This window comes from Nonomuraea sp. NPDC049028 (assembly GCF_043197735.1).
GTDB lineage: Bacteria > Actinomycetota > Actinomycetes > Streptosporangiales > Streptosporangiaceae > Nonomuraea.
The window spans coordinates 97527-112324 of sequence record NZ_JBICTR010000016.1; the positions used below are offsets into that span (position 1 = coordinate 97527).

At 69.4% G+C, this 14798-nt stretch carries 10 protein-coding genes; 7 read left to right on the top strand and 3 right to left on the bottom strand.

The genetic code is table 11. The features are described from left to right. Nucleotides 1-557 precede the first annotated feature (557 nt). The gene (locus ACGFJ2_RS49920) at nt 558-1697 is read right to left on the bottom strand and encodes an acyl-CoA dehydrogenase family protein (RefSeq protein WP_393480726.1); all 1140 of its coding nucleotides are present in this window, start codon (nt 1695-1697) and stop codon (nt 558-560) included. 37 nt (nt 1698-1734) lie between these two features. Next, the gene (locus tag ACGFJ2_RS49925; protein ID WP_393480728.1) at nt 1735-5310 is read right to left on the bottom strand and encodes an indolepyruvate ferredoxin oxidoreductase family protein; all 3576 of its coding nucleotides are present in this window, start codon (nt 5308-5310) and stop codon (nt 1735-1737) included. Between the two features lie 71 nt (nt 5311-5381). On the opposite strand from ACGFJ2_RS49925, the gene ACGFJ2_RS49930 reads away from it, so the two are divergent. Both ACGFJ2_RS49930 and ACGFJ2_RS49935 read left to right on the top strand, forming a co-directional pair. Further along, nucleotides 5382-5858 carry an Lrp/AsnC family transcriptional regulator gene (locus tag ACGFJ2_RS49930; protein WP_357952786.1) on the top strand — a complete coding sequence of 159 codons (477 nt, stop codon included), beginning with the start codon at nt 5382-5384 and terminating at the stop codon, nt 5856-5858. A 124-nt stretch (nt 5859-5982) separates the two neighbouring features. Beyond that, the gene (locus tag ACGFJ2_RS49935) at nt 5983-6327 is read left to right on the top strand and encodes an Lsr2 family protein (protein ID WP_214643165.1); all 345 of its coding nucleotides are present in this window, start codon (nt 5983-5985) and stop codon (nt 6325-6327) included. A 316-nt stretch (nt 6328-6643) separates the two neighbouring features. On the opposite strand, the gene ACGFJ2_RS49940 is transcribed toward ACGFJ2_RS49935, so the two are convergent. Then, nucleotides 6644-7657 (bottom strand): LacI family DNA-binding transcriptional regulator, encoded by a 1014-nt coding sequence (locus ACGFJ2_RS49940; RefSeq protein ID WP_393480731.1) that lies wholly within the window; start codon nt 7655-7657, stop codon nt 6644-6646. A 165-nt stretch (nt 7658-7822) separates the two neighbouring features. Here ACGFJ2_RS49940 and ACGFJ2_RS49945 point away from each other — a divergent pair, with 165 nt between their 5' ends. From ACGFJ2_RS49945 to ACGFJ2_RS49965, 5 genes are read left to right on the top strand one after another with little or no spacing between them, the layout of a single operon-like run. Further along, nucleotides 7823-9682, top strand: a complete 1860-nt coding sequence (locus ACGFJ2_RS49945) for a glycoside hydrolase family 127 protein (RefSeq protein ID WP_393480733.1) — start codon at nt 7823-7825, stop codon at nt 9680-9682. A gap of 12 nt (nt 9683-9694) precedes the next feature. After that, nucleotides 9695-11065, top strand: coding sequence for an extracellular solute-binding protein (locus ACGFJ2_RS49950; RefSeq protein ID WP_357952783.1), 1371 nt, complete (start codon nt 9695-9697; stop codon nt 11063-11065). Next, a complete protein-coding gene (locus tag ACGFJ2_RS49955; protein WP_358184488.1) occupies nt 11065-11946 on the top strand; it encodes a sugar ABC transporter permease in 882 nt (293 codons plus the stop codon). Before ACGFJ2_RS49950 ends, ACGFJ2_RS49955 begins: the two co-directional genes overlap by 1 nt. Continuing rightward, nucleotides 11943-12845, top strand: a complete 903-nt coding sequence (locus tag ACGFJ2_RS49960; RefSeq protein WP_357952781.1) for a carbohydrate ABC transporter permease — start codon at nt 11943-11945, stop codon at nt 12843-12845. Before ACGFJ2_RS49955 ends, ACGFJ2_RS49960 begins: the two co-directional genes overlap by 4 nt. A gap of 27 nt (nt 12846-12872) precedes the next feature. After that, nucleotides 12873-14786, top strand: coding sequence for an Ig domain-containing protein (locus ACGFJ2_RS49965; protein WP_393480737.1), 1914 nt, complete (start codon nt 12873-12875; stop codon nt 14784-14786). Nucleotides 14787-14798 lie beyond the last annotated feature (12 nt).

A 14798-nucleotide genomic window follows, 5' to 3' on the forward strand; every position in this document is an offset into this window, starting at 1 on the left:
ATGAGGCGGTGGCCCAGCTCCTTGAGGATGAGGCCATCGCTCCGGAACAGATCAGATCGTGCGGCAACTCGCGTCGGATCTGTTGTCGATGCAGGATCCCGCGTCGACTGAGCTGCGGGAACTGGCAGACCGAGTGGGTGCCTGGAAAACACCGCTGCGGCGGGTGGCAAAGCTACGAACGTCCAAGGTCTGGGATCTGGGCAGCGTCTGGCTCTACGACGCTCCTTGGAGAGGACGACCGCGGACTGCATACAATCGCGAGTTTCGCACCTGCTATCCGTCTCGGGTCGGCCACGGTCAACAAGGGCCATGCAGGCGAAGCCTGCCTGGAAGGGGCGTCCGAGCGCAGCGAGGTCCTTCAGGGGTCGGGGCTTTGGCCCGACTGGAAGCAGCGCCTGAGCCCTGAAGGCGCGAAGCGCCCACCAGCGAAGCCCGCTGTGCGCCGAAGGCGCCCCCGAAAGAGCGCCCGGAGCGAAGCGGAGGCCCTTTTTGGCGGGGCGGGCATCAGACGGGCAACCACCGAATCGGGTAACGGGTGGGCGCGAGACAGGTCAGGGTCAGCGGGCCAGGTCGCGGCTGATCACCAGCCTTTGGATCTGGTTTGTGCCCTCGAAGATTTGCATGATTTTGGCCTCGCGCATGTACCGCTCCACCCGAAACTCGCGCGTGTACCCATACCCCCCGAACACCTGCACCGCGTCCGTCGTCACCTTCATCGCGGCGTCCGTGGCCACCAGCTTGGCGACGCTGGCCTGTCGTCCGTACGGACGGCCGGCGTCGCGGCGGCGGGCCGCGTCCAGGTACGTGGCGCGGGCGCTGTCCACGGCCGCCGCCATGTCCGCGAGCAGGAAGCCCAGACCCTGGTGGTCGATGATCTTGCGGCCGAATGTCTGGCGTTCCTTTGCGTAGGCGACCGAGGCGTCCAGTGCGGCCTGGGCGAGGCCGGTCGCGCACGCCGCGATGCCGAGGCGGCCGGAGTCGAGGGCGCTGAAGGCGATGGGCAGGCCCTGGCCCTCCTCGCCGAGCAGGCGGTCGGCCTCGATGACGGCGCCGTCCCAGTGCGCGCTGGTGGTGGGGATGGCGTGCAGGCCCATCTTCTCCTCCGGGCGGCCGAAGGTCAGGCCGTCGGCCGCGCCGGGGGCCAGGAAGCAGGAGACGCCCCGGCTGCCCTGTCCCGTGCGGGCGAACAGGGCGTAGAAGTCGGCCTTGCCGCCGTGGGTGATCCACGCCTTGTTGCCGGTGATCCGGTAGCCGTTCTCGACCTTCTCCGCCTTGCAGGTCAGGGCGGCGGCGTCGGATCCGGCCTGGGGTTCGGACAGGCTGTAGCCGCCGACGAGCCGGCCCGCCAGCATGTCGGGCAGCCAGCGTTCGCGCTGCTCGGGTGTGCCGTAGGTGGCCACGGGGAAGCAGGCGAGGGTGTGCACGCTGGTGGCCACCGCGACGGCGGCCCAGCGGGCCGCCAGCTCCTCCAGCACCTGCAGGTAGACCTCGAACGGCTGGCCGCCGCCGCCGAACTCCTCCGGGTACGGCAGGCCGAGCAGTCCGGCGGCGCCGAGCGTGGCGAACAGGCCCTCCGGATAGGTCTCGGCGCGCTCATGCTCATCGACCCGGCTCGCCAGCTCTTTGTCGGCGATGTCCCGGGTGAGGGCGATGAGGTCCTCGGCGTCCTGGGTGGGCAGCAGGCGGTCGACGGTCACGTTCTCTCCAGAGGGCTGGGCAGCAAGCGGTCGACGGTCACGTTCTCTCCAGAGAGCGGGGTCCGGTGGGCTCGCTCAGCTGCGCGAGGGCGGTCCTGGCGCGATCGCGGAACTCCGCGACCCGCGCGAGCTTGATGTCCTCATACCCGCGAACCGCCTCCGGCAGCGCCGCGATCGCGGCCACGGCGTCGGCGGTCGCCGGGCTCAGCCGGGCGAGAGCGTCACGCATCAGGTCACGGTACTCGGTGATGATCGCCCGCTCGACGCGGCGTACTCCTGCGTACCCGAACACGTCGAACGGCGTACCCCGCAGGAACCTGGCGGCGCGCAGCACGCGGAAGACGACGTTCGCCGAGCGGCGCAACCTGATCTTGCGCTTCATGCCCAGCGCGCGCAGCAGCGGCGGGTGCAGCAGCACCGACACGACGGCGTCAGCGCCGAACTCCCGCTCCCGTCTGGCTCGCTCGGCCGGGTCCAGGTGCAGCCGGGCGACCTCGTACTCGTCCTTGTAGGCCATGAGCTTGTGCAGCCCCTTGGCGTAGGCGAGGGCGATCGGCGCGGCGGCCTCCTCCCCCGCGCGGTCGGCGGCGAGCGCGGCCACGCGGCGCACGTCCTCGGCGTACCGGGCGGCGTAGGCCGCGTCGCGGTAGCCGGTCAGGTCGGCGATCCGCGTGGCCAGGGCCTGCTCGAACGTCTCGGCCTGCGGAGCGGGAGTCTCCACGGCCGCCAGCACCGCCTGGCGGTCGGCGACGGCGGCCCGGCCCCAGCGGAACGCCGCGAGGTTCTGCTCGGCCGCGGCCCCGTTGAGCCGGATGGCCCGTTCGACGGCCTCGGCGGACACCGGCAGGCAGCCGTGCTGGTACGCGGCGCCGACGAGCAGCATGTTGGCGGGCATGTGGTCGCCGAACAGCGCCTCGGCGAGCCCGTGAGCGTCGAGGTAGAGGTTGTCGGCGCTCCGGGTGGCCGACTCGACGCGGGTGATCGCGTCGGCGGGCGAGTCCGGTACGGTGACGCGGCCGGTCACCATGGCGGCGGTCGGCACGACGGCGCTGCTGACCACGGCGACGGTACGGTCCGGCGCGGCGACCGCCAGGTTCGTGTCGGCCGCCGCGCCGAGCAGGTCGAAGCCGATCAGTACGTCGGCGGTGCCGCGCGACGCCTTCGGGGAGCCGGCGATCGGGTGCGGGGAGATGCGGACGTCGCTGACGACCGGGCCGCCCTTCTGCGCCAGGCCGGTCTGTTCGAGGCCGGCCGCGTGCAGGCCGTCGAGGTGGGCCGCCATCTGCAGGATCTGCGAGACCGTCACGACGCCCGTGCCGCCGATGCCGGGCATCCGCAGCAGCACCTCACGGCCGGGGAATCGGGTGATCGGCTCGGTCAGCTCCACCGGAAGCTCCAGAACCGGCCGTGCACCGAGTGCTTGGATCGGCCGTGGTCCACGATCCGCCGAAAGCTCCGGGGCTGGCCGTGCCTTGCCCGGCTTGACCAGCAGGAACGACGGGCAGTCGCCCTTGAGGCAGCTCAGGTCGGAGTTGCAGGACGGCTGGTGGATCCGGGTCTTGCGGCCGTACACGGTCTCCACGGGCTGCACGGACAGGCAGGTCGACACCTCGCCGCAGTCGCCGCACCCCTCGCAGACCCGCTCGTTGACCACGACCTTCTCCACGGGTACGGGCAGTTTGCCGCGCTTGCGCAGCCGGCGTTCGTCGGCCGCGCATCGGTCGTCGTGGATGAGCACGCTCACCCCGTCGAGCTCGGCCAGCTCCTTCTCGGCCGCCGCCAGCCCGTCGCGGTGCCGTACCGTGGCGATCGGCGCGAGCCGGACACCCCGGTAGGTCTCCGGTTCGGGCGTGGTGATCACGATCCGGCGGACCCCCTCTGCGGCCAGCGACCGCGTCAGCGCGGGCACGTCGAGCCGGCCTTCCGCGCGCTGCCCGCCGGTCATGGCGACCGCGTCGTTGTAGAGCAGCTTGTACGTGATCCGCACCCCGGCCGCGACGGCGGCCCGGACGGCCAGCGAGCCGGAGTGGTGGAAGGTGCCGTCGCCGAGGTTCTGCACGAAGTGCCGGTCGTCGGTGAAGGGGGCCAGGCCGATCCACTGGGCGCCCTCGCCGCCCATCTGGGTGAGGCCGACCTGGTTGCCGCGGCCGGCGCCGTCCAGGGCGATCATGGCGTGGCAGCCGATCCCGACGCCGACCAGCGTGCTGTCCGACGTACGGGTGGAGGTGTTGTGCGGGCAGCCCGAGCAGAAGTACGGCGTGCGCGCGGCGACCATCGGCAGCAGGCGGCGCGGCTGCGGCTTCCGGGCGGGAGTCAGGTGGACGGTGGTCCGCGGCAGCGTGTCGGCGAAGGAGGCCAGCGCCTTGGCCACGTCCTCCGCGCCGAGCGTGCCGCGGGGGGTGAGCAACTCGCGCCCGACCACAGCGGGGGCCCCACGGGCGGCGAGCAGGTCGCTACCGGCGGCGGGGGTGCGCGCGGCGTCGTACAGCGCCTGCTTCAGCTGCCCCTCCAGGAACGGCACCTTGTCCTCCACCACGAGCACCCGGTCGAGGTCCGCGGTCATGGCGGCCAGGTCGGCGGGCGCCAGCGGGTACGGCATGCCGAGCCGGATCAGCCGCAGCCCCAGGTCCTCGATCGCGGCCTCGTCCAGCCCGAGGTCGGCCAGCGCCCGGCGTACCACCGCGAAGGACGCGCCGGAGGCGACGATGCCCAGGCGGGCGTGCGACGAGCCGGCCACCACCCGGTTCAGGCCGTGCGCGCGGGCGTAGTCGCGGGCCAGGTCGAGCCGCCGGGTCAGCATGTCGTGCTCGGCGTCCAGCGCGGCCGGGCCGACCAGGGCGGCCGGCGTTGGGCGGCTCGGGTGGTCCGGGGCCGGGATGCCGTCACGCAGCGAGCCGAGGTCGACGGTGGCCGACGCGTCCGCCAGGTCGGCGACGATCTTCAGGCCGGTCCACAGGCCGCTGGCGCGCGAGAGGGCGACCGCGTGCAGCCCGAACTCGATGATCTCCGCCACCGAGCCGGGCGCGAGCAGCGGCACGCACAGGCTCTGGCACATCGGCTCGCATGTGCTGGGCACGGTCGAGGACTTGCTGCCGGGGTCGTCGCCGATCCAGGCCACCGCGCCGCCGAGCGCGGCGGTGCCGGCCAGGTTGCCGTGGCGGATGGCGTCGGCGGCCCGGTCGAGGCCGGGGCTCTTGCCGTACCAGAAGCCGGTCACGCCGTCGTGCCGCCGGCCCGGCAGGCGCTCCAGGAGCTGGGTCCCCGCCACGGCGGTGGCGGCCAGCTCCTCGTTGAGGGCCGGACGGACGACCACGCCCGCTGGGTCGAGCAGCCGGGCGGCCCGGCCCATCTCCAGGTCGACGCCGGCCAGCGGCGAGCCCGGGTAGCCGGAGACGAACACGCGCGTGTCCAGCCCGCGCTCCTGGTCCAGGCGGCGCTGTTCGAGCGTCAGCCGGACGAGGGCCTGCAGGCCCGACATGAGCACGCGACCGTCCGCGGCCGTGTACTTGTCGTCGAGGGTGACGCTCATGCGGGCCTCCCTGGGGTTCGTGGAGACCCCAGCACAGCAACGCGGGCGGGCATCGCGCAAGTATCGGCCAAGAAGACACGACAAAGACGCAAAACCTTTGCGGCCTCGGCCTCTTTCGCTATGGTTCTTTCCATCAAAAACCGAGGAGTGCCCACATGCCAGAAATAGATGACATTGATCATCGGGTGTTGCGCCTGCTGCGCGAGGACGGGCGCCGCACCTTCTCCGACATGGCGGGCACGATCGGCCTTTCCGTGGCCGCGGTCAAGCGCCGGGTGGACCGGCTCAAAGAGCTCGGTGTCATCACCGGTTTCAGTGTGCAGATCGACTACGCCAAGCTCGGATGGGGCATCGAGGCGTTCACCGAACTGCGTTACGCGGGCACGACGCCGGTGAGCGAGATCGTCCGCACGGCGACCGACGTGGCGGAGGTTCAGGCCGTTTTCACCATCGCCGGCGACCCCGACGCGCTGATCCACGTACGGGTCCGCGACCTCGGTCATCTCCAGCAGGTCATCGATCACCTGCGCCGCGCCGGGAACGTCACGGGCACCAAAACGCTGTTGGTGCTGGGCTCGTGGACCCGCGACGCACTGACGCCGCGACCGCCCCGGATAGCGGGAATGAAATAGCTCGCTATGCAATTAGGCGAGCTTTCTTTGTCCTGGCTATCCACCGCCCCAGGGGTGCGCCGGACAACGGCACCATACGCTACAGTACTCATTGTCTTCTCGCCTCTGAATTCGGAGCACCAGCATGGCCAAGCAAATTCAAGAGATCTTCCTTGACGACCTCGACGGATCCGCCTTGTCGTCCGAGAACACAATCAGGTTCGGCCTCGACGGCTTTGCCTACGAGATCGACCTGTCGGATAAGAACGAGGAGAAGTTGCGCAAAGCCCTTGCCCCGTTCCTGGTCAAGGCGCGTCAGGTCCGCAAGGAGCGCGGTGGTAAGGTCCGTCGCGGAGTCGGCTCGGCACGCTCGGTCAGCCGCGACAAGTCCACCGAAATTCGCCAGTGGGCGAAGCAGGCGGGACTACCCGTGAGCGAGCGCGGACGTATCGCCGCGACCATCGTGGAGCAGTACGAGGCGGCTCACTGAGATTGCCGCTCCGGCAATCACCGCGGCGATAATGACCGGCACCTCCTGAATTCGAAATGCGCCCGCCCATCGGCCTTTGGCCGCCGCGACGGCGGGTGCGCGGCGGGAGGATGGCGATCAGAGTCGGCCGGCTGCCTTTAAGGCCGTACGGCCCGCCGGTCCAGGCGAGGGGACCGGTGGCGCAGCCGTCAGCCGACGTTGCCCAGACACTCCAGATTCGCTCCGAATGTCCGACCTCCTGACCGCTAGGCCGCTTGATCAAAGCTCCTCAGGCGCGGGTCGACAACCCCCCCAGACGACCCCTCAGGCAACCCCCTCAGGCGCGGGTCGACTCCCGCAGCACCAGGCTGCACGGCATCCGCCGTACCCCGCCCTGATGCGGCACACCGCCGATCACGTCCAGCAGATGCGTGGCGGCCGCCCGCCCGATCTCACCGAGGTTCATGTCGACCGTGGTGAGCGGCGGCCGTGAGCCGAGCGCCATCGGCGCCCAGTTGTCGAAGCCCACGAGCGCCACGTCGTCGGGAATGCGCCGGCCCCGATCCCTGAGCGTCTCGGCGACCCCCCTGGCGATCTGGTCGCTGCCGCAGAACACCGCGTCCACGTCCGGCTGGGTGCGGAGCAGGATGTCGGCTCCCTGCCGCCCCCACTCCTCCGACCACTCCCCGAACAGCGTCTCGCCCGCCGCCGTCGCCCCCGCCTCCGCAAGGGCGTCGGCGAACCCCGCCGCGCGCGTCCGCGCCGCCAGGAAGCGCTGCGGCCCGGTGATGTGGCCGATCCGGCGCCGCCCGGTGGCCAGCAGATGCCGTACGGCCAGGAGGCTCCCGCCCAGATCGTCGGGGATCACCGAGAAGTCGGTGGGTTCGGTCGACTGGGTCATGGCGTAGACGACCGGGACGGGCAGGCCGGTGCCGATGCTGGGCCGGGGCTCGGTACGCCGGCCGGTGACGATGATGCCCTCTACCCGCCTGGCCAGAAGACGCTCGACGTAGTGCTGCTCCCTGATCGGGTCGTCGCGCGTGTCGCACATGAACACCGAGATCTGACCGGCGCCCAGCGCGTCCTCGGCGCCGAGCATGACCGGGATGCTGAAGCGCCCGAAGCTGTCGCACGTCACCAGGCCGACGGTGAAGGTACGGCCGTGCAGCAGGCCCCGGGCGAGCGTGTTCGGCCGGAACTCCAGACGCTCGGCGGCGGCGATCACCCGCGCCCTGGTCTCCTCGCGCAGCCGGCCCTGGCCGTTGAGCGCCTTGGACGCCGTGCCGATCGACACTCCGGCGGCCGCGGCGACCTCACGGATGGTCACTGCGCGCTGGGAAAATTCAGACAACCGGTTTCCCTCCCTCGACATCCTGGTCACGGTCCAACTACCCAGAGGGTTGACCAGTGATGTGTAACACCTTACTGTTCGCCAAGGAAAGCCTATTCCCCATGTGCGAGGAGTTCGATGGACCAGGCCTGCGGCCCTGCCGTACCGACCGCGGAATCTAAGGCCGTGCAGCGGCCGCTGGGCATCCACGACGTCGTGATCACCGGTGGTCCGTTCGGGCGGTGGCAGAGCGTCAACCGCGCGGCGAGCATCCCGCTCGGGCTGGAGCAGATGGAAGAGGCGGGCAGCCTGCCCAACCTGCGACTGGCCGGAGCCGGAGGAGCGGGCGAGGGCGAGTTCCGGGGCTACCGCTTCCAGGACTCCGACCTGTACAAGCAGCTCGAGGCCGTCGCCTGGGAGCACGCCAGGCGCCCGTCGGCGGAGTACCCGGAGTTCGTGGAGCAGGCGGCCGAGGTGCTCAAGCGCGCTCAGCGGCCCGACGGCTATCTCAACTCCCACTATCAGGTCGTCAAGCCGGACAAGATCTACGCCGAGCTCGAGTACAGCCACGAGATGTACTGCGCGGGCCACCTGTTCCAGGCCGCCGTCGCCGCCACCCGCGCGGGCACCGGGGCGGAGCTCCTGGAGGTCGCCCGGAAGTTCGCCGACCACCTGGCGGAGGTCTTCCTGCGCGGCGGCAACGACGGCATCGACGGGCACGCCGAGGTCGAGACCGCGCTGGTGGAGCTCTACCGGGTCACCGGCGAGCGTTCCTACCTGGACCTGGCCGCGAAGCTGATCGACAACAGGGGCAAGGGGCTCATCCGCGACAGTGGGCTCGGCATCCTGTACGCCCAGGACCACCTGCCGGTCAGGGAGGCGGACACGGCGGTCGGCCACGCGGTGCGCCAGCTGTACCTGGAGGCGGGCATCGTCGACGTCTACCTGGAGACCGGCGACGAGTCGCTGCTGGAGTGCTCGATCCGGCGCTGGGAGGACCTGGTCGCCACCAAGACCCACCTGACCGGGGGCATGGGCAGCCGCCACTCCGACGAGGCGTTCGGCGACCGCTGGGAGCTGCCGCCGGACCGCGCCTACAACGAGAGCTGCGCGGCCATCGCCAGCATCCACTGGAACTGGCGGCTGCTCCTGGCCACCGGCCACGGCCGCTACGCCGACCTGATCGAGCGCACGCTCTACAACGCCTTCGCCGCCTCGACGTCGGCGGACGGCATCCGCTTCTTCTATGTCAACCCGCTCCAGCGCAGGGACGACCACGTCGAAGGAGCCTACGCCGGTCGGCGGCGCGAGTGGTTCGCCTGCGCCTGCTGCCCGCCGAACATCATGCGGCTCGTCTCCTCCCTCGGCGGCCACGTCGCGACCTCCGCCGAGAACACCCTGCTCGTCCACCAGTACATGCCGGGGACCGTCACCGACGGCGCGCTCGCGCTGGCCGTCGCCACCGACTACCCCTGGGACGGCCGCGTCACGTTCACCGTGGAGCGCGCCCCCGGAACCCCGTGGTCGCTGGCGCTGCGGGTGCCCGCGTGGAGCGCCTCCACCACGGTGACGGTCGGCGGCGAGTCGGCGGCGGCCGTACCGGACGAGCGCGGCTACGTCGTGCTGACCCGCGAGTGGCGGGCGGGCGACACCGTCGAGCTGGAGCTGGACATGGCGCCCCGGCTCGTCCACCCGCACCGCCGCGTCGACGCCGTCAGGGGATGCGTCGCCGTGGAGCGCGGGCCGCTCGTCTACTGCTTCGAGCAGGCCGACCAGGCCGAAGGCGTGGACCTTCCTGATCTGGCGCTGCCCGCGGGCGCCGAACTGCGCGTCCTGGACAAGGACGACCTCGACGGCGTCGGGCGCACCGTCCTGATCGAGGCCGACGCCCAAGTCGTTTCCCAGCCGGTGGGCGGCCTGCCGTACACCACCACACCCCCCGGGGAGCTCTCGACCGGCTCCCGCGTGACCGCCACGGCGATCCCCTACTACCAGTGGGACAACCGCGACGGCCGCGGGATGCGGGTCTGGATCCCCCTCGCGTAAAGGAATCACCCCATGAATAGACGTGATCTCTTCAAGATCGGCGGCCTCGCGGCGCTCGGCGCGGCGGCGGCCGCGTGCGGGAACGGCGGCGGCAGCAGCTCGAGCGGCGCCAAGCAGCTGCAGTTCATGTACTGGGGCTCCACCTTCGAGCAGAAGGCCGTGGAGAAGATGCTCAGGCAGTTCGAGCAGAAGAAGCCGGGCGTCAAGGTCAAGGCGCTGTTCACCCCCGACGAGTACGACGTCAAGCTCAACACCCTGGTGGCCAGCGGCCGGGTGCCGGACGTCGGCTACGTGCCGATGGCCATGTCCTTCCGCTTGGCCGAGCAGGGCAAGCTGGTCGACCTGTTCCCCTATTTGAAGAAATATCCGCAGCTGGCTGGCTATCTGCCGGATGCCTACCTCTGGTACGGCCAGGACAAGCTACACGGCGTGGCCACGGCCAACGAGGTCGAGCTGCTCTGGTACAGCAAACAGGCCATCGCCGATGCCGGCATCGCTCCCCCACCGGCCGACGCCGCCTCCGCCTGGACGTGGGACCAGATGGTGCAGAACGCCTACAAACTCACCATCGACCAGAACGGCAAGCATCCCGACGAGTCAGGCTTCGACCCCAAGCAGATCAAGCAGTTCGGCATCTCCAGCAGCATCACCTACGGCGCGGCCTGGTACGGCTTCCTGCGCAGCAACGGCGGCGACTTCGCCGACGAGGCCGGCAAGCGATGCCTGCTCGACTCACCCGAGGCGATCAAGGTGTTCCAGAACCTCCAGGACCTCATCTACAAGCACCGGGTCATGCCCGGTCCCGGCCAGCTCGCGGCCACCGGCGACGACGTGCCCGGCACGAACATTCTCCTCAAGACCAAGCGCGTGGCCATGGTGGTCGACGGCCACTGGTCGCTGCTCGACATGAACGAGAGCAAGACCGACTTCGGCCTCGGTGTGCTGCCCAAATACGCGGAACCGTTCACCGCCACCCAGGTGGCGGGCGCGTCGGCGGTATTCGCCGGGACCAAGCACGTGGAGGAGGCCGTCGAGCTGTTCGCCTTCCACAACGACCCGCGCTACGTCGACCTGTACAAGCAGGGCCTGTGGATGCCGCAGGAGAAGAAGTACTACGAGGACCAGGCGTCCATCGACTCCTGGATCAAGAACGACCAGCACCCGCCGGAGTTCAGGACCGCGGTCGTCGACTTCGCGCGCGACCACGGCGTGCCCGTGTTCGGCAACCGGGTCAAGAACATGTCCGTGATCAGCAGCGACGTGCTCGCCCCCGCCCTGCAGGAGATCGAGTCCGGCAAGCGCCCGGCGGGTGAGATCCTCAAGGCGGTCGCGCCGAAGATCACCGGGATGCTGCAGGGCTGGCAGCACACGCAGGCGCTCTGATGCGCCGGTTCGAGACGCGGTGGGGCATCCTCATGGCGTTGCCGGCCATCCTCGGGTTCGCCATCTTCACCATCGGCCCGATGGTCGCCTCGTTCTTCTTCAGCCTGACCGACTGGCAGATCGGCGGCAGCCCGTCGTTCGTCGGCCTGGACAACTACAGCAGGATGGTGGACGACGAGCTGTTCTGGAAGTCGCTGAGCGCCACGACGTACTACACGCTCGGCGCGGTGCCGCTCACGCTGATCGTCAGCTTCGCGGTCGCCATGCTGCTCAACCAGAAGGCGCGCGGCCTGTCGCTCTGGCGGACGATCTTCTACCTGCCGACGCTGGTCCCGGCGATCGCCAACGTGGTGCTCTGGATCTGGATCTTCAATCCGGACTTCGGGCTGCTCAACTCGCTGCTGCGCCAGGCCGGGCTGCCGACCTCCCAGTGGGTCTACAGCGAGGAGATGGCGATCCCGTCGCTGATCATCATGAGCACTTGGGGCTTCGGCAACACCATGGTGATCTTCCTGGCCGGGCTGCAGGGCGTGCCGCGCCACCTGTACGAGGCGGTGTCCATCGACGGGGGCGGCCCGTTGCGCCGCTTCTGGCACGTGACGCTGCCGATGATGACGCCCACCATCTTCTACAACCTGGTGGTGGGCGTGGTCGGTACCTTCCAGGTGTTCAACCAGGCGTACGTGATGACCGAGGGCGGGCCCAACCACGCCACGCTCTTCTACGTCTACTACCTCTTCCGCAAGGCCTTCACCGAGAGCGAGATGGGCTACGCCAGCGCGCTCGCCTGGGTGCTTTTCATGATCATCATGGTGGTGACGTTCCTGATGTTCCGCAACGCCCGCCGCTGGGTCTACTACGAGATGGCAGGTGCCCGATGACCACGCTGGCGGCGCGGGAGAGGACCCGCGCGAAGGGCGTGGCGCCGACCCAGGGCCTGCGGCGGCCGCGCAGGTACGGCAGGGCGCTGCTGTACGTGGCGCTGGCCGCGGGCGCGATCCCGACGCTGCTGCCGTTCGTCTGGCTGGTGCGCAGCGCGCTGATGACCGACAGCCAGATGTTCGTCGCGCCGCCGGAGTGGATCCCGCGCCCGTTCCAGTGGTCGAACTTCGGCGAGGCGCTGACCGCCCAGCCGTTCGGCCTCTACCTGGTCAACACGGTGATCATCGCGGTGATCTGCGTGCTCGGCACGGTGTTCACCTGCTCGGTGGCCGCCTTCAGCTTCTCCCGGCTGCGGTGGAAGGGGCGCAACGTCGTCTTCGCGCTGCTGCTGACCGGCGTCATGCTGCCGTACGCGGTGACGATCATCCCGACGTTCGTCATGTGGCAGGAGCTGGGCGCGCTGAACACCTTCGTCCCGCTCACCGTGCCCGCCTGGTTCGCCGGGGCGGGCGGCGGGGTGTTCAACGTGTTCCTGCTGCGGCAGTTCTTCCTGACGATCCCCTTCGAGCTCGACGAGGCCGCCTACATCGACGGGGCGTCGCCGTGGCGGGTGTACTGGACGATCGTCATGCCGCTGTCCAAGCCGGCCATCATCGTGGTCACCATCTTCACCTTCATCGGCACGTGGAACGACTTCCTCGGCCCGCTGCTCTACCTGCAGGACGAGGAGAAGTACACGCTCTCGCTCGGGCTGGCCTCGTTCCAGAGCGTCTTCATCACGCAGTGGGGCTACCTGATGGCGGCCTCGGCGGCCGTCATCGTGCCCATCGTGGCCCTGTTCTTCTTCCTCCAGCGCTACTTCATCGAGGGAGTCACGCTCACCGGCATCAAGAACTGACGTCAAGGAAATGAAAGGTGTCACATCATGAAGCGATTAACCGTCGCGCTTCTGCTGCTGAGCTCCTTGTTCGTCGGAGTGCAGCCAGCGCACGCCCTGTCCGCCGCCCAGGTCGTCGACATGTTCGGCAGAACGGTCAACACCTACGGCGTCAAGCTCGTCGACTGGGAGGGGTACCTGGCCAACCCGTACATCCAGCTGACCGTCAAACCCCCGCAGGACGCCCAGTTCCCCGTCACGATCGACCTCAAGGCCGAGGGCACCTCCCGGCTGATGATGGACCTGCCCAGCCAGCTGACCGCGACGGGCGCCACCAAGACGCTGACGTTCGCGAACGCGTCGGAGCAGAAGACGTTCAAGCTGGAGATCGCCTCCAAGCGCGGCGCCGGCCAGGACGAGATGCACACGCTGCGGCTGGCGATCAGGGACGGCAGCGGCGCGACGTTCCAGCAGTCGATGCCGATCAGGGTCCAGCAGGACGAGAAGACCGCCCTGCAGCCGACGATCCCGATCACCTTCGACTACCGCTATGACACGGTCACCGGTTACTTCTCCGACCCGGCCTTCAGGACCGCCGCCGAGGAGGCCGTCAAGGACTGGTTCAGGTTCTTCGACGTGACGCCCTTCGACACGGTGGCGGCCGGGGCGGAGAACAACCACCTGCCGGGCAACGACTGGCAGAACGAGATCACGGTCACCAACAACGCCGCCTACAACGGCATGTACGTCTTCTTCAGGGGCATCCAGTCGCCCTACTCGACCGGCTACCCGGCCGCCAACGGCAAGTACTTCACCAGGAACGGCCAGCAGGTCGCGGGCCCGCTCCACCGCTCCACCGCGATGATCTTCGAGTACGACGAGGCGAACAAGCAGCTGTTCACCTCCCTGGCCGACGAGGACTGGTACAAGACCGACATCGCCGGCTCGGTGCTCGACGTGCACGGCCTGGTCATGCACGAGTACGGCCACGCCGTCGCCTACCACAGCGACTGGGCCGGCATGCGCTCCTACGTCAGCGGCGGCGGCAACGACCCGGACGTCGTCGACTACATGGGCTACGCCGTGCCACTCGACAGCAGCTACCACATCCCCGGCGACCAGCGTAACTGGGACCGGCTCAGCGGGCAGAGCGGCGGCTGGACGCACTACTTCCCGACCCGCAGGTGGATGCTCACCAAGCTCGCCCTGCTGGTGGCCGAGAACGCGGGCTGGAAGCTGAACCGCAACCTCACCCCGTTCCTCAAGCCCTCCATCACCACCACCTCCCTGCCGCAGGCCACGCCCGGCCAGAGCTACCAGCAGACGCTCGCCGCCAAGGGCGGAGTGCCGTTCTACGACTGGCAGGTCACCAGCGGCTCACTGCCCGCCGGGCTCAGCCTCGACCGGTTCACCGGCGCGATCAGCGGCACGCCCACCACGGCCGGAACCTCGACCTTCACCGTGCAACTGCGTGACTACGACAGCAGGAGCACGCCGGTGACCAAGTCGTTCCAGCTCCAGGTCGGCAGCGGCGGTCCCACGCCGGTCAACCTGGCCACGAGCGCGACGCCGTCCGCGTCGTACACCTCCTCGTGGGAGAGCGTCGCGGCGATCAACGACGGCATCGACCCGCCGAGCTCCAACGACACCGTCAACCGGCGCTGGGGCACCTGGCCCAACACCGGCGCGCAGTGGGCCGAGCTGACCTGGCCGGCCGCGCAGACGATCCGGTCGGCGGACGTGTACTTCTTCGACGACAACGACGGCGTGCGCCTGCCGGCCTCCTGGAAGCTGCAGTACTGGAACGGCACCGCGTACGTCGACATCCCGGGCACCTACCCGACAGCGCTCAACGCCTACAACCACGTGACGTTCACCGGTGTGAACACCACCAAGCTCAGGGTCGCGCTCCAGAGCGGCCAGGCATCCGTCGGACTGCTGGAAGTGAAGGCATTCGCTTGAGAAGAAAGAGCG